Below are 21079 nucleotides of genomic sequence, written 5' to 3' on the forward strand. Positions count from 1 at the left end.
TTAAAGCTCCTTTACAATATTTGCAGCATCAAGGGCAATAACCCATTCTTCATTGGTTGGCATTACAACTGCTTTGACGTGTGAATTTTTACAGCTAATAACGCCTTCTTGACCAAAGCGCGCATTGAGGTTGGCTTGCGGATTACAATTAATGCCTAAAAAGGCAAGTTGTGTAATTACTTTTTCACGAATAATATCTGAGTTTTCACCAATACCACCAGTAAATATAACAGCATCAAGGCGCTGTAATGGCACCATATACGCCGCGATTTGTTTTGAAAGTCGGTAGCAAAACATTTCAATTGCGAGTATCGCTTTTTTATCACCGGCTATAGCGGCTTCTTCAATGGTACGGCAATCGTTAGAAAGCTCGCTAATACCTAACAAGCCACTTTTTTGATTTAGTAGGTTATCTATTTGCTGGGCTGTGTAATCAAGTTGAGTGGTTAAAAAGTTAAATAAACCAGGGTCAATATCGCCGCTACGTGTGCCCATTATCAGCCCCTCTAGAGGCGTTAGTCCCATGCTGGTATCAACACTCTTACCATTTTTAATAGCGCATACAGAACAGCCGTTGCCTAAGTGGGCACTAATAAAATTGCTTTGCTCGATAGGTTGCTCAAGTAACTTTGCTGTTTGCCCTGCAACATAAAAATGACTTGTGCCGTGAAAACCATAACGCCTAACACCAAACTCGGTGTACAACTTATATGGAAGAGCGTAAAGAAAGGCAACTTCATTCATAGTTTGGTGAAATGCAGTATCAAACACCGCGACTTGTGGCAAACCTTCAAACGATGCCTGCGCCGACGATATACCTAGTAAATTAGCGTGCCCATGAAGCGGCGCAAGCGTTGCCGACTGTGTAATGCTTGCAATTACTTTTTCGTCAATCAATACCGATCGCGTAAAGTGCTCGCCGCCATGTACAACACGATGGCCCACTGCGATAAGTTGCTCGTCTAAGTTGTGATCTTTTATTAAGCTTACAAGCGTATTTATAGCCTTAGCATGTGCTTGATTAGCCGCTAAGTCGATAACTGTTTTAGTACCATTAAATTTGTATTTAATAGAGGGTGCTTTAGCGCCTAAGCGTTCAGCAAGGCCTGAAATAATTTCGTGACCATCGTTCGCATCAATAATGGCAAACTTTAAGCTAGAGCTACCACAATTTAAAACTAAAACGTGTTGTGATTCAGGAGAGGTTGTTGGCATAGATTCAATTTCCATAAACAAATTTAGTAAGTAAACGTTAATTCGTAATCGTTACACTTACGGTATTAAGTAAAGCTAAAACAATTAAATGTTCAATTGCAAAGTGGTTAACGCAATGTTAAATACTTTACCTTAATTGAGATGTTTAAGTTAGGATTATTCGCCATTAAAAGGTAAATTTAAGCTGTTTTACTGAGAAAGTGTAACTCTTTCATTTTGTGTTACACTTTGCGTATAGCTCGTTTTTCCATTGTATTTAAAAGCAGTATCTGTGAGGAGTCATGATGCAAAAAAGTGTGATGTCACAACTACAAACTGGCCGTTTGTATGGTAAAAAATGGCCAATGCGCAAAGAGCTTGCGCCCTTATTTTTAGAGTTTAGAGTAATTAGAGCGACTGAGCTTGCCATTACAGTAATGCCAATCTTAGCCATGCTAACATTGTTTTTTCAGCTAAATTACTTGGGTTCTGATTTTTTACCGCAAGCCATTGCAAGTGCATTATTTTTTATATCGCTACCATTACAAGGTTTATTTTGGTTGGGTAAGCGAGCGCAAACGCCTTTAGAGCCTGCGATGCAAAAATGGTATAACGAGCTGTACACTAAAATGGCAGCTAATGGATATCAAACGCAGTTAAGTGAAAACAAGCCCCGTTATATGGAGCTTGCCAATTTACTTAAAGATATGTTTGATAAAATGGACAGGGCGTTTACTAAAGAGCAGTTTTAGAGAGTTACATCATTATCTATTTTGGTAAACTGAGTAATATAAAACGATAAGGTGACAGTGTGTTCACCTTTTTCTTCGAGTGCTGTCCAGTGCTCGGGTCTAAATTTCCATGCAAATGGCGTCATCATTATTAAGTTTTTAATATCAGTAAAGCTAAGCGCTACATGCTCTGTTAAAAGGATCTGCTCTGATTTTTGAAACCCTTTTGGAGTGGCTATTTCAGTATGTTCGTTTACTTCTGAATATATATACGATTTTAGCTCTTTTAAATGACAGGGTCCTGGGCTTGCAACCACTAATGTTGCGTTTTGATTTGCTAGGCGTTCAAGCTCTTGCTCAAATAAAGGTGCAAATACGCTAACAAGTACATCAGCAAATTGGCTTTTAAAGGGAGCTTGGCTGATTGATGCCACACTGAAATGGCAATTAGGGTAGCGCTTTGCTGCATATTTAACCGCTGATTTTGAAATATCGACACCGTATACAACAGCATTTGTTTTATTCGCTATTGCTTGGGTATAAAACCCTTCACCGCATCCTAAATCAATAATAGTTTTTGCACTTATATTACTGATTATATCACTAAGGCTTTGCTGTAAAAAACGATAATACCCACGCTCTAAAAATGCACGTCTGGCTTGTACCATTTCAAGTGAATCACCCGGCTGTTTTGAATTTTTCTGTTGCACAGGCAGTAAATTAACATAGCCTTCTTTAGCAAAATCAAAGCTGTGGTTGTTAGCACAACGAAGTGTTGAATCAGTTTTCAAAAGTGCTAGGTTACACAGGGGGCATTGATATTCAAGACTCATGAGCCTAGGTAGTCCTTATCGTAAAAAGTTTTTACCCAATGCGGGCGATAGGTGATCATAATTGTTATAGCCATGCCGTTGAGCATTGCTTCAGGAAACCAAATTATGGCACTTAAATAAACGTAGTTATCTGCAAGTTCTTGCCAATTGTATTGCCCTATAGCTAAGTAAAATAAAGCACCTAGGCTTATTTTTATACAGGCTATAAATCCTGCGGTTATAAACGCACAAACAAATATATAGACAAAAAAATGACGAGGTAAATATTGGTAACTAATTATAAAGCCAAGATAGCTCAATAAAATAGGAATAAACGCACCAATAAGCAGTTGTACTGGTAACAGCTCAAGTTCAATTTGACCAAAGGCAGCGAGTAGGGCTGTGGCAAGTAGGCTACTTAAAATAGTCAACCGCCAGCCTAAAATTAATGTAGCAGCCGTAACACCTAGTATGTGTAAATCAAGGCCAGTTAAAATGCCAGCCTTTATTCGCCAAAGCACTGCAAACACTAACGCACACGCAAGTACGCCAGTTTGACGGACTGGCGTATTAAGCAATGTTTTATATGTTTTTTTATCAAAGCTTAATAGAGCAATAATAATTACAAGAGCCCAAAGTAGCCCCTGCATTGTTAGGCTGAGCATAATAATTACTTAAATGTTGACCATATAGGGGCATGATCTGACGGTTTTTCAATACCGCGAAGTTCGTAATCAATACCTGTATCTATGCAGCGTGCTGCAAGCTCATTGGTTGCAAGCACTACATCTATACGAAGTCCTCGATTATCTACAAACCCTTTAGAGCGATAGTCAAACCATGAGTATTGATCGTCTGTTTCGGGGTTTTGCTCTCTAAAGGTGTCTTTAAAACCCCAATTAAGTAATGTTGCAAGCCATTCACGCTCTACCGGTTGAAAAGAACATTTACCCGTTTTTAACCAACGTTTAGCATTTACTTCGCCAATACCAATATCTAAATCGGTAGGTGATATGTTGATATCACCCATAACGATGACGTCTTGATCGGGTGTGTGATTGGTTTCAAGGTGTGTCATTAAATCTTTATAAAATTGACGTTTATAAGGGAATTTAGTTTCGTGATTAATATTATCACCTTGTGGGAAATAGCCATTCATGACAGTAAGGTCGCGACCGTTTTCTTGTTCAACAGTGACGCTTATCATGCGTTTTTGCGATTCATCTGTATCGGTGGCAAAACCTTTTAAGACCGATTTAGGCTCTTTTTTGCATAACATAGCTACGCCATAATGCGCTTTTTGACCATGAAAGTAGACGTGATATCCCATTTTTTGAACATCTTCTAATGGGAATGCTTCGTCGTGAACTTTAATCTCTTGCAAGCCAATAACGTCTGGTTGATGTTTGTCGATAATTGCTTGTAATTGGTGAAGACGAGCACGCAGACCATTGATATTGAAAGAAATCACTTTCATAAAATTTACCTTAAAATTGGTTCTATTTAATAGATTAAATTGTATCAGTAAATACGCGCACATAACATGACTGAATTGAGATAATAGCTGCGCAAATGTTGATCAAATGATGGGTGAAGTTTAAACATTGTGAATACAATATTAATTATTTAAATAAATAAAAAATTCAATTGAACTTAACTTTATTGAATATATAATGCGCGAAATTCACTTGTTTAGCTCGTTCAAATAGGATCTCTCATGAAAACTCAACTACTTTTAGCCACTGCTTTACTAGCATCTGCAACTGCGTCAGCTCAAAGCAATACTTACTTTAGCCAAGATAACAAAATTGAGTCTAAGTTATGTGTACTAAGTGCAAACGAAGGCTTTAGCGTTGCTCGTAAAGAAGCTGCCCAGCACGGTGTTTACCTATCTCGTTTTTCTAAAAGCATTTTATGTAATGGTGAAGATATTCGTGATATTGCTAAAAAAACGACATTAAGCAACGCATCAGTTGAGAAAGTAGAAGTATTTGCAAAAGACGCTCAACAAGAAACTCAATTATGTATGACGGCTTTAAAACAAGGTTTAGCACCTGTTCGTCAAAAAATTGGTAACCTAAACTCATTAAAATGTAATGGTCAAAACGTTACTGAGTTTGTTAAACGCTACCAAAACGCAGCAATCTAATTATTAGCTTAACTATAATAAGTAAATTTGAAATGCCTGGTTTTTACCGGGTGTTTTTTTGCAAAAATTACAAGGTTGTTTGCAAAGCTTGCAAGCTTAACTTATTGAAACTGTTTAATAAATATACCGATCGAGATTAAGTTATTGATTATTATAAGTTAACTATTATTGGCATTGGATTTGTATTAGTTAAAGTGACATTTAATTAATTACGAAGGATACGTCTTATGAAAAAGTTAACATTAGCAGCCACTATTTTAGCATCATTAAGCCTAGCGGCTTGTTCATCTAATCAAGGTCTTGAAAGAATAGACAGTGACTTTGCAAGTTTAGATAATGATAGCGATGGCTACATCTCAAAAGTTGAAGCTGATGACGATAGCATTTGGGGCCATTTTTCAAATATTGATACCAATATGGATAACGAAATTAGCCGCAAAGAATTTAACACTTATATGAAGCTTAATAATGGCAAAGTAGCCACTGATTCTGAAGTAAGTGAGTCGGCATTTAAAGCTGAAATTGCTAAATTCGATAAAATTGAAAGCAGCTTTGCAAGTCTAGATAACGACAGCAATGGCTATATCTCGGTAGTTGAAGGTAACGATGATGATATTTCAAATCATTTTGGTTACATGGATAAAAACCAAGATAAGCGCATTAGTAAAAGCGAGTTTATGGGTTACATTAAAAAATACGGTAACGCAGTAGCTGAAGATGATGCATTAGAAGCTTTTAAAAGTAACTAATAGTTACCATTTTAGTAAGTAAGATTAAAGCCAGTGCTAGTCACTGGCTTTTTTGTGTTTTAAATTTAGTTATTTGATAGATATATTTTCCTAGTTTGGTGTTGTTCTGTCATAATAGATGGCTGTGTATTTTTATTTGTTAAGAGTGTGTATGGCGGGTCGGCGAATTAGTGATGAACAACTAGTTGAGATCATTGAAGCAGCTATTTTTGTTGCAGATAAGCCTGTTAGTAAACGCCACCTTAAAGACATCGTATTAATAGATTTAGCTATTTCTATGACGCGAATAAATGACGCAATAGATACAATACAAGAACATTTTCAAACTCGTGGTATTCGCTTAGTTGAAGTTGGTAGTGGGTATCGGTTTCAGGCATGCAGTAGTTTAAGCCCTTGGTTAAATAACTTGTGGCAAGAACGCGCACCAAAATACTCGCGTGCTTTACTGGAAACATTATCACTTATTGCATACCGGCAGCCCATTACACGCGGCGAAATTGAGCAAGTAAGAGGTGTTACTACGGGTTCGAATATTATTAAAACCTTACTCGAAAGAGAGTGGGTTAAAGTGGTAGGGCATAAAGAGGTTCCGGGAAAGCCGGCTTTATATGCAACTACTAAGCAATTTTTAGATTATTTTTCGTTAACTGGACTTGAAAATTTACCTGCGTTGCCAACAGAGCAGCAAAGTAAAATTAACCAGTTATTGAGCGATCCTTCTGTGAGAGAACCATCCGAATGAGTATTATACAAGGTGAAAAGTTACAAAAAGTCTTAGCCCGTGCAGGCGTAGGCTCACGCCGTGAAATGGAAAAATACATTGACGCAAACCGCGTTAGTGTAAACGGTAAAGTGGCAAAGTTAGGTGACCGTGTTGAAGAAACCGATTTGATTCGTGTTGACGGTCACAGTGTAAAAATTGAAGAAAAAGCAGACCGAATCTGTCGTGTAATTATGTATAACAAACCAGAAGGTGAGTTAAGCACACGTAAAGATCCTGAAGGGCGTCGTACTGTATTTGACCGACTTCCGCGTATTGATGGCGATCGCTGGATTGCGGTTGGTCGACTAGACGTTAATACATCGGGTTTAATGCTTTTTACAAACGATGGTGAACTGGCAAACCGTTTAATGCACCCAAGCTATGAAGTAGAGCGTGAATACTCTGCACGTGTATTTGGTGAAGTAACCAACGAGACGGTTAAAAACTTACTACGTGGTGTTGAGCTTGAAGATGGTCCAGCCAAATTCACGACTGTAACCCCTATGGGTGGCGAAGGCGTTAACCGATGGTTTAATGTAACGTTAAATGAAGGGCGTAACCGTGAAGTTCGTCGTTTATGGCAGTCTCAAGATGCGGAAGTATCTCGTCTTATTCGTATTCGTTACGGTAAACTAGAGCTTGATAAGCGCGTGCCACAAGGTGGTTGGATGGAGTATGATTTAGAAACAGTAAACTACTTGCGTAAAACCGTTAAATTAGGCCGCGAAACACAAACTAAGCTTTCTGTTATGCCTGAAAAACGCAAAGATAAACGCGCTAAAATCAATCAAATTCGTAAAGCAGTTAAAAAACACAATCAGCGTGTTAAGCCGACTAAACGTAAATAATCAATTAGTTATTTATTGAACACAAAAAAGCCGCTAATTGCGGCTTTTTTAATGTGTGTTGTTTAAACTATTTAAACTCTAAATTACTTTTTTACTTGAGCATCTAACGATTCGCCATTCACTTCACTTGAATCGTCACTCATTAGATATAAATATGTAGGCATTAAATCCTCTGGTGTAGCAAGTGCGTCTCTATCTTCACCTGGATATGCAGCAGCTCGCATTGAAGTGCGAGTAGCGCCTGGGTTAATACAGTTTACACGAATATTCGTTTTACCTACTTCACATGCCCATGTTTGCATCATACCTTCTACTGCAAATTTTGAGATGGCATAAGGCCCCCAAAATTCACGACCTTTGCGGCCTACACCTGATGACGTAAACACGATTGATGCATTATCAGACTTACGAAGAACAGGAAAAAGTGCTTTAGTGATCATTGCTTGTGCAGTCACGTTTACTTTCATTATGTTTTCGAACGTAGATGAGCAAAAATGTTCAAGCGGACCGAGTGACCCTAAAATACCTGCATTATTAAGCAACCCGTCAAGGCGTCCAAACTGATATTCGATTGTTGCAGCAAGGTCACGGTAGTTTTGCTTCGTTGCGCCTTTTAAATCCATAGGGACTATTGCAGGTTTAGGGTAGCCAGCATTAACAATTTCATCGTAAACACATTCAAGTTTATTAGTTGTTTTTCCTAATAAGATAACTGTAGCGCCGTATTTTGCATACGTAATTGCTGCAACTCGGCCAATACCATCACCGGCGCCTGTTATTAAAATAACTTTATCTTTAAGTGCGTTTTCAGCTGCTTGATATGTGTGCATAAAAGTACCAATTCATATAATTTTTTTGATTTTAACATAGCGAAACGTGAAGTAATCGAATTTATTGTAAAATTAGGTGGCGAAAATAGAAACTTTACGTTAAGTTTAACTGGTCTAATGTCTCATTAATAACCTGATTACATTGTTTTAACTTAATACACTGATTAAACACACTATAAAAATAAAATACGTGCGGAGCCAACAATATGAAAAAAATGCTACTTTCACTCTCAGTTACAGCTGCTTTAGCAGGTTGTGGCGGTGGAGAAACGTTAACAGATGTCAAAAACGACACAGCACCAGTTATCCCAACAGCAACAGTTACATTTGATCCAGCAGCAGGTATCTTATCGGTACCCAATGATTTATTAATGAGTGGAACTCAAGACGGTACACTTAATATTCCTGGTGAATTAGATGACAACAATGTGTCTATTTCGCGCGCAGCTTATGCAAACCCTCAACTTGCACTAGGTGCACTTGATGGTTGGTCTTCGCAGGTTCCTTATAAAATCGATTTAACATTCCCACCAAATGTGAGTTTAGATGAAGCGTCTGCTGGGACCCCTGGTACAGTAAGAATTTTTGAAGTTGTAATGGGTGCAAGTTTAACTGATGCAGAATGTTCAGTTGTAGCTGCCGGTACTGCTTGTAAATTGATCGGTGAGCTTACTTTTGGTGTTGACTTTGTAACTCAAGCTTCAGGTGATGGCGTTGCAATTATTCCTTTAAAGCCATTTATGGCAGGTAGCTCATACATCAATGTATTAACTACTGGTCTTAAAGATTCATTAGGGCGCTCTATTGAGCCTTCTTCTACTTATGGGCTGGTTAAACAAGAAGCGCCATTAATTACAGAAGCCCAACTTGGTTTGCAGGGTGCTGTTAACAGTTACGAAAATGTAGTTGTAAGTTCAGGAGATATCACAAAAGAAGATATTATTTTTTCTAGTGCGATGACTATTCAATCAGCAGGCCCTGTACTTGGGACAATTAAAAAGTTACTAGCTGCAAGCTTGCAACAGCCTGCGTTACCAACTCCTGCGCTTCAAGTTCCTGAACAGCCTATGGTAAATGTACAACAAGTATTTGCTTCTCAGGGTGTAGAAGTCTCTGCTGCTTTCTCTGGTGTGCAATATCAAAAAGGTAGCATTATGTTACCGATGTATTTAGGTACGCCAACGGGTACTGATATTAGTGATTTAAGTGATACATATTGGCAAGGTATGTGTGATAACGCAGTGGCAATAATTGGTTATAAGGCCGTTGCAGGCGATGCATTTCCGACAGATCCTATTAGTGAAAATGATGGTTTATGTTCTGCATTAAGTGACGGACAATTACGTGACTTAGGACTAGACAGCACACGCCATTTAACAAAATACAACTCAATTCCAAAAGTACAAAGCATGGCAAATGTGCCAGTGCAAGTTACTAAACCTATTTTACCGATAATTAATGGTGTCCGTGCACAGTTACAATTAGATCCTATCGCTATGCCTGAAGGTGGATGGCCTGTTGTGATTATGCAGCACGGTATTACAACACAAAAAGAAAGTATGCTTGCTTTAACTGCGCAGCTTTCTATTCAAGGCTTTGCAACGGTTGCTATTGACCATCCAAGACATGGTGAGCGCGGAATAGATGTTGATGGTGATGGAACAGACGACTTTAATGCAACAACGGGTTCTGTGCTTAGTTACATGAACTTAAGTTCATTACTTGTTGCACGTGATAGCTTACGTCAATCGGCTGCTGATTTATTAGGCCTTCGTTTAGGCTTAAACTTTATTAACGATACAACTATTAATAGTAAAGACGTTACCTACATTGGGCATTCGCTAGGTTCTATTGTTGCTCCAGCATTTATTGCTCAAGCTAATACGCCAATGGCAGAAACGCTTGATCCGCTATTTAATGTAAACACGGTAGCTCTTGCAAGCGGTGGTGGCGGTATAGCAAGCTTCTTACTTGAATCTGCTGCGTTTGGTCCATTTATTCAAGGTTCAGTACTTTCACAAGCGGGTACAACAGAAGCTGATGAATTTACTGCATACTTACAAGGAGATGCAGTTTCTAACTGTGGCTCATTAATACCAGACATGGAAGCTTACTTGACATGTGGTTATAACGAATATATTGCATCACTTACCACTGCGGGTGAAACGACTAAACTTACTAACATTCAAGGTGTATTTACACAGTTTGCTTTTGCGGCGCAAACTGCGCTAGATAGTGGTGATCCAACTAACTACGCAGCCACTGTGAAAGCATTAGGTACTCCTGTTTATACTAATGTTGTTGTGGGTGATGGTGTTGATAACAAGCCTGACCAAGTGATACCACCAATGGCAGCTAATAATCCTATTTCTGGCACAATTCCATTAGCTAACTTGATGGGTCTTGAGACAGTAAGTTCTTCGCAAGCATTGAGTGAAACACCAGCAAGCTACTTAGTTAAATTTACTAAAGGGCATCATGGTTCTATATTAACACCAGCTCAAGATGCTGCACAGGCTGCAACTGTTGAAGGCAGTGCTGCCGCTAATGCAGAAATGCAGTTGCAAGTAGCTACTTACTTAGCTGCTCGCGGACGGATGTTATTAGTTTCCAACCCTGAGGTTGTGACTGATTAATAACCAGTAAAATAATTAACCTTTAAAAGCCACTGAAAAGTGGCTTTTTTTTGCTTTAAAGCATGCTAAATTAGCTGAAATTTATAAATGGAGAAACCAGTTGGAATTTTTATACGAATACGGTTTGTTTTTTGCTAAAACAGTTACTTTTGTTATCGCTATCGCAGTTGTTTTAATGCTAATAGTTGGCGCTGCAGTTAAGCCAAAGGCCAAAAAAGGTGAAATACAAATTGATGATATATCAGAGCAGCTAGTTGAACTTAAAGAAAGTTTTTTACAAAATACGTTGGGTAAAAAAGAGCTTAAAGCGCATCAAAAACAACTTAAATCAAAGAGTAAAAAAGCAGATAAAGATGAGCCTAAACCTCGTTTATATGTAATTGACTTTGTGGGTAGTATGGACGCTCACGAAGTAGAAAGCTTACGAGAAGAAATAACGGCTATTATCTCTATTGCCGATCCAAGTAAAGACAAAGTACTTATTCGTTTAGAAAGTGGTGGCGGTGTTGTACATGGCTACGGACTTGCTGCATCTCAGTTACAGCGTATTAAAAGTGCGGGTATTCCTCTAAGTGTTGCAATTGATAAAGTGGCAGCAAGTGGTGGTTACATGATGGCGTGTGTCGCGGACGAGATACTTGCAGCGCCTTTTGCAATAGTTGGATCTATTGGTGTGATAGCTCAAATACCTAACTTTAATAAAATATTAAAGAAAAATGATGTTGAATTTGAGCAAATAACAGCAGGTGAATTTAAACGCACACTTACTTTATTTGGTGAAAACACAGATAAGGCCCGTGAAAAATTTCGTGAAGAAATTGAACAAACACATGGTTTATTTAAAACGTTTGTAAGCACTCAACGTCCAAGCTTAGATATAAACTTAGTTGCGACAGGTGAGCATTGGTTTGCAACTCAAGCAATTGATAAAGGCTTGGTAGATGTTATAAAAACAAGTGATGATGCATTGCTAGAGCAGCAACATGAGCGCCAAATTTATAAGATTAAATACAAAGTTAAAAAAGGGTTGAGCGATAAGCTAGCTCTTGGCTTGAGTAGTGGTGTAAATAAAGTGGGAATAAACTTACTTTCTAAGTTTAAGTCGTTAAATCCTTAGATTAGAATCTTTTTCAGGATTCAGTTAAATTATTTTTACTCGAAAAAAACCTTGATGGATTGCATCAAGGTTTTTTTATAGCTGTATAAATGTAGCTTATGAGTCAATAGATTTATGATAATCTTCTAAGTCTTTAGCTGCATTAGGGTCGTTAAAGATGCTCTCATCTAGCTCGCCTTCAGACTTGGCAACAACACAGGTAACCATACAATCGCCGGTTACATTAACTGCTGTACGTGTCATATCAAGTAATCTATCTACACCGATAATAATTGCAATCCCTTCTACAGGTAAGCCAACTTGGTTAAGTACCATTGCCAGCATTATTAAACCAACACCAGGTACGCCTGCTGTACCTACAGAGGCAAGTGTTGCTGTTAATATAACCATTAAATAATCAGATATTGTCAAATCGACACTAAACACTTGTGCAATGAACACGGTAGCCACACCTTGCATGATGGCAGTGCCATCCATGTTAATGGTAGCACCCAGTGGGATAGTAAATGAGGCAACCGAGTTATTAGCACCTAACTTTTTAGTAGCAGTTTCAAGTGTAATAGGCATAGTTGCGCTTGAGCTCGAGGTACTAAATGCAAATAAGCATGTGTGCTTCATTTTTGCTAAGAAAATAAGCGGGTTTAAGCCCGTTAATATTTTTAAAAGCAATGTGTAGTTTACAAAAGCATGTAATAACAGTGCAAGCACTACAACGCCAAAGTACTTCGCTAAGCTCACAATTAAGTTAAGCTCAATTGTTGTAAACAGTTTTGCCATTAAAAAGAACACGCCATAAGGGGCAATATTCATTAAAAGCGTAACTAGTTTTAAAATCACAGTGTTTAAATCTTCAAATACGGTAGCAACACGTTTTCCTGCTTTACCACTTAATGCCATTGCTACACCAAATAAAAGTGCAAACACAATAACTTGAAGCATATTGCCTTTGGCCATTGCTTCAAAAGGATTTGTAGGAAACATATCTATAATTACACGTGCAAGGGTAGGTGCTTCTTTAGCATCGTAGGTTGCATTAGATGGCAAGCTTATACCTTCACCCGGGCTAAATAATAAGGCAAGTGTAATCGCCACTGTTATAGCAATAGCTGTAGTTAATAAATATAAACCAATAGATTTACCACCTAGGCGGCCTAGTTTTTTAGGGTCACTTAAGCTACAGGTACCACAAACAAGCGATACAAAAACAAGAGGCACAACTAACATTTTCAAGCTGGCAATGAATATTTGACCACCAACATGGAAAATACCATCAACAAAAAAGGCTTTAATTGGCAAAGAGAATAACCCAAGTGGTATTAGATAATCGTCTTCACCAGCTAATATAGCCTGAAATATAAAACCTACTGTAACCCCAAGCGCCATACCAATCATGATGCGAGTGGTTAAACTCATTGAACGGATTTTTGACATATTTCCTGATCTACATTTTATAAATTTGCCATAGACTACCAGCAAGGAAATATTTACTACAGAAAAAGTTAGTATTTATTTAAAAATATTTTGCACAAAAAAGTAATAAAAAACTGTGATTTTAGACTAAGTTATAGGTTAATATTAAGTGTAAATTAATTTTAATTATAATAACAACGCTAGGGAGAGGTTCATGCCTTTAATGCGACTGCTCGGCATTTCATTGCTAAGTTTTTTACTCACAGCCTGTGGTGGCGGTGGGTCACTTGAAAAAGACGGTTCTATAAGTGATGGTGATTCCACTACAGAGGCTGCTACATACTCGGTTTCATTAAAGGGGTATTCTCAAACAGACGCAACAGAGTCAAATTCTGTTACCGCTACCTCCTCTTTAGATTTACGCGCAATTCTTACTCAAGACGGTGTAATTGTTGCGGGTAAGCGCATTACGTTTACATTAGAAGATGAGATTGGTGAACTGTCTCCATCAAGTGCATTAACTCAAAACGATGGTATTGCAACGGTTGAACTTACAGCCGGTGCTCAAGCCGGTGCTGGAGAAGTAACCGCTACCTATACAGTCGATGGTGAATCTTATACAAGTACTTTTGCTTTTCAATCAAGCGGTGGGCAGGGTGATGATACTGGTGTTAGTGGGTCAACAACTCTAACAGTAAATATTGTCGATGAAAATGGTGCTAAGTATTCGGATACAAACCCGGTTACAACTGACAACTTAGGCACGGTTACAGCGGCTTTAAAAAATGATGGAGTTGCACTTAGCGAGCAGCTTGTTACTTTTACTACAAACTTCACAGGTAAAATAACGCCAGACTTAGGAACTGCAATTACAAACTCAGCGGGTGAAGCAAAAGTAACTCTCTCTAGTGGTAGTTTTAAAGGCGCAGGTCAAGTTGTTGCAACTTATAATCCTACTAACTCAACAGAAGTGAGTAATACAGCTGTATTTTATTCATCAGGTGATTCTGCACCAGTTGATCTGGCACAATTCTCTATATCAGTAAAGCTCTTAACAGGCTGTAACGCAGGCTGGGACGATAATCGTTCTAGCGTAAAACTTGACCCTACACAAGCAGCATCGGGTTGTACGGTAGCTAATACTATCTCTTCATCAGAACTAGGTGAATTATTTGTTGAAGTCATTGATGAGCAAAGTGGTGAAGGTAGTAAAAATTCGCTAGTTAATATTTCAACAAATTTAGGTTCTGTTCTCCCTTCATCTGGGACAGCCCTTACTGATAACTTTGGTATTGCTTTACTAAAATTGCAACCTGGTAATACTGGTGGCGCAGGTACTGTTACTGTAACGTCTGTAGGTGAAAGTAATTCAACTAATTTTGCTGTAGGTATTGCTGATTTAACCCTAGAGGTTGATAACGGGCTAAATAAAGATTCTTCAGGAAATGTTATTCCTTTAAAAGCAGGTGGTAGTACAGTTATTGAAGTAACACTTTTAGATGAAGATGGTAATTTATACTTAACTCCAACAGATGTTGAGTTCAGCTCAACGTGTGTAATTAGCGGCGACTCAGTAATTGATGCATCAGTAAAATCATCAAGTGGTATCGCAACATCAACATACCGAGCTACAGGTTGTAGTATTGACGATGATATTAATATCACGGTTGAGACAGGCGGTAAAAACTTTACTGCTACTACGATTATTCCTGTGGAAACATCAGCGGTACAATCAATACAGTTTGTTGATGTCAGTGAAACATTTATTGCATTACCTCCAGGTGAAGGCGGCGCCCCGACTCAATCGATCGTTAGATTTAAGCTAATAGATGCGGATGGTCTTGCATCTACGCAGCAACGTATTGATTTCAAGTTAACAGATTCAGTGGGGGCAGCTAAACTGTCACTTAGAACAAGTGATACAAATAATGAAGGCTTTGTTCAGACAACGGTTGAATCTGGCATAGTGCCTGGTCCATTAGTGGTAAAAGCGTGTTTTATTTCTAAAGAAGATGTTAATAATTTACCTGAAGGTGATGATTTAACGTGTTGGGTTGATGATGTAGAACTGTGTACATCAGAACCAAGCAATGAAATTTGTCCAGACGGAACACTTACTTTAGTACCATTGAGCGAGCAGATAAGTTCTGTATCGGCTCAATTAACGCTCGCTTCAGGCGTAACAGACCAAAACAGTTTTGATGCAAGCCCAAATACGTTCAATACTAACTCACTTAATTATAACGGTGTTTTAAATGATATTACGGTATATTTTGGTGACCAATTTAATAATTATAACGGTGACGGTGTAGAGGCAACTATTTTAGCTGAAGCTGGTGTCATTGGCTCATCTAGCAATGAAGTTACTTGTAAAACTGACGATGCTACTTGTGTTGTAACCTGGCGCTCTCAAGGAGACCGTCCATTTTATGATTACAAATGGGGTAACCGAATTGGCGATATTGACGGGGACGCAACAACTACAGAAGGTATTAATCCAAAAACAGGTATTATAAATTGTGACCCATATTTTGGTATTGCAGCTCCTTGTATAAATGGTATTACACGCGCTAAAAATAATGCTGATGGCGTTGTTATGGGAGGACGTGTAAGTGTTCTCGCTGTCACTAAAGGACAAGAGAACTTTGTAGATGAGCAAACCACTGATGATGTTAAACGCACCAATGGCTTGTTTGATATTGGTGAGTATTATACTAGTTACGATTTACCTGAAGCATTTATAGATCACAATGAAAATGCAGCCTTCGATAAAGCAAACTGTAGTGATGCAGATGCTTCAAATTATGACCCGTCTACGGATGAATGTTCTGAGTTAATTTCACGAGGTGGTCATAATGAAACATGGCGAGACCTAGATAATGACGGTATTTATGACTTTGCTGATGGTAAATATAATGGCTTATTATGTAGCGAAGCCGCTGAAAATGCAGGTGAGTGTTCTCGAGAGCTAATTGAAGTGCGTAAACAAATTGAATTGGTTATGTCTGGAGATAATCCATATGTTCGTTTTTCTGTGTTGAAAACAACGGATATTCTTGATGCACCGTATCCTGTTTATGTACCAGCAGATTGCTCTGTTTCAGTTACAGCAGTACTTGAGCCATCCGATGTATCTGAGCGTTGTGATATATCAGCAGTTGATTTATCAAATGTTTTTGCAGATAACCCTGAATATGATGAAACGGATCCAGATGAAACTGATCCTCAACTATTGGAAGTTGGCTTATCTGGTATTACAGTTCGTATTCACTACACAGATGAGTTTGGTAATCCACTACCAGCGGGTACAACTGTATCTATAGCCTCTACAAATGGCGACTTATCTATTATCGAAAATAACGCTATTATTCCAAGTACGAATACGGATAAACCAATGTATTCAGATGTTCGTATTTCTCGTGAAGCGGATGGTAATGATAAATTTGACGGTGTACTTTCAATAACATTTGAGTTTACTACTCAGGCTGGTGGCACTAAAACAGTCTCCAAAGGAATCGAAATTTACGATAGTAAATAAGGCTTTATTTTAAAAATGCCAACCTTTAGGTTGGCATTTTTGTTTCTGTTCTATATATTCCACATCAATTAATCTAAAAACACTAGTTTGTTTAATTTAACGACAAAAATTGTTCGTTTATTCAGTAAATACTGAAAAGTTTGTATTAAAAGCTTGTAACAACTAGTGTTTGTAGATATACCTATAAATATTCGCGCCGCTTATGTCGGCAAAACACATTTTCAATATTTGGTTAGAAATAGGCAACTATGGGCAAATCGCTAGTAATTGTAGAGTCTCCTGCTAAGGCTAAAACAATTAATAAATATTTAGGTAATGACTTCATCGTAAAGTCCAGTATTGGGCATGTACGAGATTTACCTACTTCAGGTTCGAGCAAAGCTAAAGTGCCGGCAACTAAAACGCCAGCAGAAGTTCGTAAAATGGAACCTGAAGAGAAAGCAGCGTATAAAAAGCAACGAGATTATACAAACTTAGTCGCGCGTATGGGTATAGACCCAAACCAAGGCTGGGATCCGCATTACGAAATACTGCCTGGTAAAGAAAAAGTTGTTCAAGAATTACAAAAGCTGGCTGAAAATGCAGACCAAATATATCTCGCAACGGATTTGGATAGAGAAGGGGAAGCAATTGCTTGGCACCTTCAAGAAATCATTGGTGGTGATCCTGCTAAATATAAGCGCGTAGTTTTTAACGAAATTACTAAAAACGCAATACAGCAAGCGTTTGAAACACCTGGCGAGCTTAATACTGATATGGTTTACGCTCAGCAAACACGTCGCTTTTTAGACCGTGTTGTTGGCTTTATGGTATCACCTTTATTGTGGGCTAAAGTGGCCCGCGGACTTTCTGCAGGACGAGTTCAGTCTGTTGCTGTACGTTTATTAGTAGAGCGTGAACGTGAAATTAAAGCATTTATTCCAGAAGAATTTTGGGATATTCACGCTGACGTTAAAAATACTGAGTCTGAGTTACGCTTAGAAGTAGCCAAACAAGCAGGAAAGCCATTTAAGCCTGTAAATGAAGCTCAGGCTAGCGCAGCGGTTAAAAGCCTTGAGAATGCAGAATATAAAGTAATTAGCGTTGAAGAAAAACCAAGTAAAAGTCGCCCAAGTGCGCCATTAATTACTTCAACCATGCAGCAAGCGGCAAGTACACGTTTAGGTTATGGCGTTAAAAAGACCATGATGCTTGCTCAGCGTTTGTATGAAGGCGGTTATATTACGTATATGCGTACCGATTCAACTAATCTTTCAAAAGACGCGGTTGAAATGTGTCGTGAGTATGTAACAAACGAGTTTGGTGCTAAATATTTACCAAAAGATCCAATTAGCTACAGCTCTAAAGGTAATGCACAAGAAGCGCATGAAGCAATACGTCCTTCAAGCGTTACCGTGTTATCTGGGCATGTTGAAGGTGTAGATGCTGATGCTAAAAAACTGTACGAGCTAATTTGGCGTCAGTTTGTAGCGTGCCAAATGGTACCTGCTGAATACGATTTAACAACACTAACTGTTGCAGCTAACGACTTCCAGCTTAAAGCGAAAGGCCGTGTGCTCCGCTTTGATGGTTGGACAAAAGTACAACCTGCGATACGTAAGAAAAACGAAGAAGATCAATCACTACCGGCTGTTAAAGAAGGTGAAGTCCTTACTTTAATCGAACTTGATCCTAAGCAACATTTTACTAAACCGCCAGCGCGCTTTAGTGAAGCAAGTTTAGTAAAAGAGCTTGAAAAACGCGGTATTGGTCGTCCATCTACTTATGCGTCAATTATATCAACGATTCAAGATCGTGGTTATGTACGTGTAGAAAATCGCCGTTTCTTTGCTGAAAAAATGGGTGAAATAGTTACCGATCGTTTGGTTGAAAACTTCACTGATTTAATGAATTTTGATTTTACAGCAAAAATGGAAGGCCGTTTAGATGACATCGCTGAAGGCGAGCGAGTATGGACTGAAGTTCTTGATAAATTTTATGCTGATTTTTCAACGCAATTAACTGTCGCTAAAGATGAGCCAGAAAATGGCGGTATGCGTCTCAACGAGATGGTTGAAACGGATATTGAATGTCCTACGTGTAGCCGAAAAATGGGTATACGCACAGCATCAACTGGTGTTTTCTTAGGGTGTACTGGCTATAGCTTACCACCTAAAGAGCGTTGTACAACGACAATGAACTTAGTGTCGGGCGATGAAGCGGTTGCAGCCGATGTCGAAGACGAAGAAACTGAAAAGCTAATGCAGATGAAACGTTGCCCGATTTGTGAAACGGCAATGGATTCATACCTAATTGACGAAACCCGTAAATTACATGTGTGTGGTAATAATCCAGCATGTAAAGGGCATATAGTTGAAGAAGGTACCTTTAAAATTAAAGGCTATGACGGACCAATTATCGAATGTGATAAATGTGGCTCTGACATGGAGCTTAAATCTGGTCGCTTTGGTAAGTACTTTGGCTGTAATAATGACGAGTGTAAAAATACACGTAAACTACTTAAAAGTGGCGAAGCTGCTCCACCAAAAGAAGATCCTGTTCACATTACTGAGTTAGAGTGTGAAAAGTCAGATGCGTATTTTGTATTACGTGATGGCGCCGCGGGTATATTTTTAGCTGCAAATACTTTTCCTAAGTCTCGTGAAACACGTGCACCTAAAGTAGAAGAGTTAAAACGCTTTAGAGACCGTATTTCGCCTAAGTTTTATTACTTAGCAGATGCACCTGCTAAAGATCCTGATGGTAATCTTGCTGTTGTACGCTATAGCCGTAAAAATAAAGCTCAGTATGTTATGACTGAAGTTGACGGTAAAGCTACTGGCTGGACTGCTCATTATGAAGCAGGTAAATGGACAGAAGAAGCGAAGAAAAAGGCAGCACCTAAAAAGAAAGCTGCTGCAAAAAAGGCACCAGCTAAAGCAAAGCCTAAAGCGAAAGCTAAAAAAGAAGATGAATAAGCACGTTATCGCTTATTCATAACTTTTTATAGGTTTTAAAAAACCATAAAAAAACCGGAACGCACAGCTTGTGTCTATTCCGGTTTTTTTGTGCTTAGTTGAATGTTTTCGCAACGGCTTTATTAGCAGTACATTCAACTAAGCGTATTGGAGATACCAATTTTATTAAAAAATGGTCATTATATTGCACTAAATAACCCACTCACTGCGTTAAAAAACATTCATATAAAACAACTATATGTCATGCTATTTCACTTGCTATTGAGCTATTTTCTTAGCGGTATAATAGAACATTAATTTAATGCAATTGGTATGATTAAATCTTAACAGAAGATACTTTTTTATAGCCTTCAGATTCAAGCTCATCATTTACGCATTTTAATACGTAGGCATTTAGCTCTTCATTGCTTACGTCATCATCTTTAGCCCAGTTAACACACATTTCTGTGTATTCTTTTACCATTTCGGCTGAAGCTGTTGGCGCATCGTCTGCTACCGCGTAAGTCGCAGATACTGCAAATAGTGGAGCTACGATTAATGCTAGCAATGCTTTTTTCATTCGTTTATTCCTAAAAAAATGGTGTGATGACTGATTTACCCAGTTTAAGATTAGGTTTAAACCAGTAGTGCCCAATCCAGAACAACTCTGTTGGTATACTGATTTTTAAACGAAAACGAAATAAAAGATAACGAAATTTTTTTATCGTGAGGATGAGTAATTTACTTGTCAGGATTTCGCAGCATTGTGTTGCAGTGGTTTATAAGCTAAGGTCGCTTTTTTAATTAAAAGACAAATCAATGTCATCACACACCCCTAATAAAAAACCACGCCAAGCTAATAAAGTAGAGCATGCATTAGAATCTTTTATTTTTAAAGGGCGTTGGCTACTAGCCCCATTTTTTGTGGGTTTACTATTTGCAGTTGTACTGTTGTTAATAAAGTTTTTTAAGCAGCTTTATTTAATGGGTATTGCGACATTTACAGCAACCAATCAAGAGTTACTTGTCGGTATTCTAACTTTAGTTGATACAGCATTATTAGCGGGGTTATTGCTGATCATTACATTTAGTGGTTACGAGAACTTTGTTTCTAAGCTTAATATTGATAATCACGAAGACAGACCATCTTGGATGGGAAAGGTTGGTTTTTCAGGTCTAAAGATGAAATTAATAAGTGCGATAGTCGCTATTTCTGCTGTTGAGTTATTAAAAGTATTTATAAACTCAGGCGCATATCCAAGTGATGAGCTACTTTGGAAAGTGACTATTCATGTCACGTTTGTAATGTCAGGCGTTTTATTTGCTTTAACTGACTACTTAAACAGTAAAACCCAAAGTCATTAGA

The 21079-nt window shown here is 38.3% G+C and carries 17 protein-coding genes; 10 read left to right on the forward strand and 7 right to left on the reverse strand.

Annotated elements, in window-relative coordinates; translation table 11 throughout:
* Window positions 1-1215 (reverse strand): acetate kinase, encoded by a 1215-nt coding sequence (locus I6F54_RS02490; protein ID WP_197139504.1) that lies wholly within the window; start codon window positions 1213-1215, stop codon window positions 1-3.
* 284 nt (window positions 1216-1499) lie between these two features.
* Between I6F54_RS02490 and yfbV the strand changes: the two genes are divergently transcribed.
* Window positions 1500-1946: a terminus macrodomain insulation protein YfbV gene (gene yfbV / locus I6F54_RS02495; RefSeq protein WP_007582569.1), complete on the forward strand. Its 447-nt coding sequence runs from the start codon at window positions 1500-1502 to the stop codon at window positions 1944-1946.
* Here the strand turns inward: yfbV and I6F54_RS02500 are convergent.
* Genes I6F54_RS02500 through xthA form a run of 3 tightly spaced genes read right to left on the reverse strand, consistent with a single transcriptional unit; the run spans window position 1943 to window position 4214 of the window.
* The gene (locus tag I6F54_RS02500; RefSeq protein WP_165727395.1) at window positions 1943-2758 is read right to left on the reverse strand and encodes a putative RNA methyltransferase; all 816 of its coding nucleotides are present in this window, start codon (window positions 2756-2758) and stop codon (window positions 1943-1945) included. The genes yfbV and I6F54_RS02500 overlap by 4 nt on opposite strands.
* The gene (locus I6F54_RS02505; protein ID WP_165727396.1) at window positions 2755-3402 is read right to left on the reverse strand and encodes an energy-coupling factor ABC transporter permease; all 648 of its coding nucleotides are present in this window, start codon (window positions 3400-3402) and stop codon (window positions 2755-2757) included. The genes I6F54_RS02500 and I6F54_RS02505 overlap by 4 nt, the downstream gene beginning before the upstream one ends.
* A gap of 5 nt (window positions 3403-3407) precedes the next feature.
* Window positions 3408-4214, reverse strand: coding sequence for an exodeoxyribonuclease III (gene xthA, locus I6F54_RS02510; RefSeq protein ID WP_165727397.1), 807 nt, complete (start codon window positions 4212-4214; stop codon window positions 3408-3410).
* A 240-nt stretch (window positions 4215-4454) separates the two neighbouring features.
* Between xthA and I6F54_RS02515 the strand changes: the two genes are divergently transcribed.
* The 4 genes from I6F54_RS02515 to rluB all read left to right on the forward strand — a co-directional run bounded on the left by I6F54_RS02515 (window position 4455) and on the right by rluB (window position 7246).
* On the forward strand, window positions 4455-4886 hold the full coding sequence (locus I6F54_RS02515; RefSeq protein ID WP_007582577.1) for a hypothetical protein: 432 nt from the start codon (window positions 4455-4457) through the stop codon (window positions 4884-4886).
* 227 nt (window positions 4887-5113) lie between these two features.
* On the forward strand, window positions 5114-5635 hold the full coding sequence (locus tag I6F54_RS02520) for an EF-hand domain-containing protein (protein ID WP_165721507.1): 522 nt from the start codon (window positions 5114-5116) through the stop codon (window positions 5633-5635).
* A gap of 151 nt (window positions 5636-5786) precedes the next feature.
* Window positions 5787-6377 (forward strand): SMC-Scp complex subunit ScpB, encoded by a 591-nt coding sequence (gene scpB / locus I6F54_RS02525; RefSeq protein WP_024592539.1) that lies wholly within the window; start codon window positions 5787-5789, stop codon window positions 6375-6377.
* Window positions 6374-7246 (forward strand): 23S rRNA pseudouridine(2605) synthase RluB, encoded by an 873-nt coding sequence (gene rluB / locus I6F54_RS02530; RefSeq protein ID WP_007582584.1) that lies wholly within the window; start codon window positions 6374-6376, stop codon window positions 7244-7246. Before scpB ends, rluB begins: the two co-directional genes overlap by 4 nt.
* Window positions 7247-7329: 83 nt before the next feature.
* On the opposite strand, the gene I6F54_RS02535 is transcribed toward rluB, so the two are convergent.
* Window positions 7330-8076: a YciK family oxidoreductase gene (locus I6F54_RS02535; RefSeq protein WP_007375386.1), complete on the reverse strand. Its 747-nt coding sequence runs from the start codon at window positions 8074-8076 to the stop codon at window positions 7330-7332.
* Between the two features lie 206 nt (window positions 8077-8282).
* Here I6F54_RS02535 and I6F54_RS02540 point away from each other — a divergent pair, with 206 nt between their 5' ends.
* Both I6F54_RS02540 and sohB read left to right on the forward strand, forming a co-directional pair.
* Window positions 8283-10712, forward strand: coding sequence for a VolA/Pla-1 family phospholipase (locus tag I6F54_RS02540; protein ID WP_197139505.1), 2430 nt, complete (start codon window positions 8283-8285; stop codon window positions 10710-10712).
* Window positions 10713-10812: 100 nt separating this feature from the next.
* Entirely contained in the window at window positions 10813-11829 is a 1017-nt protein-coding gene (gene sohB, locus I6F54_RS02545) for a protease SohB (RefSeq protein WP_197139506.1), read from the forward strand.
* Window positions 11830-11925: 96 nt separating this feature from the next.
* Here sohB and I6F54_RS02550 read toward each other — a convergent pair whose 3' ends face one another.
* The gene (locus I6F54_RS02550; RefSeq protein WP_007582590.1) at window positions 11926-13260 is read right to left on the reverse strand and encodes a dicarboxylate/amino acid:cation symporter; all 1335 of its coding nucleotides are present in this window, start codon (window positions 13258-13260) and stop codon (window positions 11926-11928) included.
* Between the two features lie 193 nt (window positions 13261-13453).
* On the opposite strand from I6F54_RS02550, the gene I6F54_RS02555 reads away from it, so the two are divergent.
* Together I6F54_RS02555 and topA are read left to right on the forward strand one after the other, a co-directional pair.
* Window positions 13454-16777 carry a hypothetical protein gene (locus I6F54_RS02555; RefSeq protein WP_197139507.1) on the forward strand — a complete coding sequence of 1108 codons (3324 nt, stop codon included), beginning with the start codon at window positions 13454-13456 and terminating at the stop codon, window positions 16775-16777.
* Between the two features lie 248 nt (window positions 16778-17025).
* The gene (gene topA, locus I6F54_RS02560; RefSeq protein ID WP_165727402.1) at window positions 17026-19734 is read left to right on the forward strand and encodes a type I DNA topoisomerase; all 2709 of its coding nucleotides are present in this window, start codon (window positions 17026-17028) and stop codon (window positions 19732-19734) included.
* 316 nt (window positions 19735-20050) lie between these two features.
* Here topA and I6F54_RS02565 read toward each other — a convergent pair whose 3' ends face one another.
* Window positions 20051-20293 (reverse strand): hypothetical protein, encoded by a 243-nt coding sequence (locus tag I6F54_RS02565; protein ID WP_007582596.1) that lies wholly within the window; start codon window positions 20291-20293, stop codon window positions 20051-20053.
* A gap of 239 nt (window positions 20294-20532) precedes the next feature.
* Here I6F54_RS02565 and I6F54_RS02570 point away from each other — a divergent pair, with 239 nt between their 5' ends.
* Window positions 20533-21078 (forward strand): TIGR00645 family protein, encoded by a 546-nt coding sequence (locus tag I6F54_RS02570; protein ID WP_007582598.1) that lies wholly within the window; start codon window positions 20533-20535, stop codon window positions 21076-21078.
* Window position 21079: the final 1 nt, after the last annotated feature.

Origin of the sequence: Pseudoalteromonas sp. SWXJZ10B, from assembly GCF_015864475.1 — a bacterium.
In the GTDB taxonomy this organism is placed as follows: domain Bacteria; phylum Pseudomonadota; class Gammaproteobacteria; order Enterobacterales; family Alteromonadaceae; genus Pseudoalteromonas; species Pseudoalteromonas arctica.

Excerpts from the sequence above, each read along its gene's own strand:
- I6F54_RS02550 (WP_007582590.1), bottom strand. The coding sequence starts at position 13,260 with ATGTCAAAAATCCGTTCAATGAGTTTAACCACTCGCATCATGATTGGT.
- I6F54_RS02490 (WP_197139504.1), bottom strand. The coding sequence starts at position 1,215 with ATGCCAACAACCTCTCCTGAATCACAACACGTTTTAGTTTTAAATTGT.
- I6F54_RS02520 (WP_165721507.1), top strand. The coding sequence starts at position 5,114 with ATGAAAAAGTTAACATTAGCAGCCACTATTTTAGCATCATTAAGCCTA.
- xthA (WP_165727397.1), bottom strand. The coding sequence starts at position 4,214 with ATGAAAGTGATTTCTTTCAATATCAATGGTCTGCGTGCTCGTCTTCAC.
- topA (WP_165727402.1), top strand. The coding sequence starts at position 17,026 with ATGGGCAAATCGCTAGTAATTGTAGAGTCTCCTGCTAAGGCTAAAACA.
- I6F54_RS02570 (WP_007582598.1), top strand. The coding sequence starts at position 20,533 with ATGTCATCACACACCCCTAATAAAAAACCACGCCAAGCTAATAAAGTA.
- rluB (WP_007582584.1), top strand. The coding sequence starts at position 6,374 with ATGAGTATTATACAAGGTGAAAAGTTACAAAAAGTCTTAGCCCGTGCA.
- I6F54_RS02505 (WP_165727396.1), bottom strand. The coding sequence starts at position 3,402 with ATGCTCAGCCTAACAATGCAGGGGCTACTTTGGGCTCTTGTAATTATT.
- I6F54_RS02500 (WP_165727395.1), bottom strand. The coding sequence starts at position 2,758 with ATGAGTCTTGAATATCAATGCCCCCTGTGTAACCTAGCACTTTTGAAA.
- I6F54_RS02565 (WP_007582596.1), bottom strand. The coding sequence starts at position 20,293 with ATGAAAAAAGCATTGCTAGCATTAATCGTAGCTCCACTATTTGCAGTA.
- yfbV (WP_007582569.1), top strand. The coding sequence starts at position 1,500 with ATGCAAAAAAGTGTGATGTCACAACTACAAACTGGCCGTTTGTATGGT.
- I6F54_RS02515 (WP_007582577.1), top strand. The coding sequence starts at position 4,455 with ATGAAAACTCAACTACTTTTAGCCACTGCTTTACTAGCATCTGCAACT.
- scpB (WP_024592539.1), top strand. The coding sequence starts at position 5,787 with ATGGCGGGTCGGCGAATTAGTGATGAACAACTAGTTGAGATCATTGAA.
- I6F54_RS02540 (WP_197139505.1), top strand. The coding sequence starts at position 8,283 with ATGAAAAAAATGCTACTTTCACTCTCAGTTACAGCTGCTTTAGCAGGT.
- I6F54_RS02535 (WP_007375386.1), bottom strand. The coding sequence starts at position 8,076 with ATGCACACATATCAAGCAGCTGAAAACGCACTTAAAGATAAAGTTATT.
- I6F54_RS02555 (WP_197139507.1), top strand. The coding sequence starts at position 13,454 with ATGCCTTTAATGCGACTGCTCGGCATTTCATTGCTAAGTTTTTTACTC.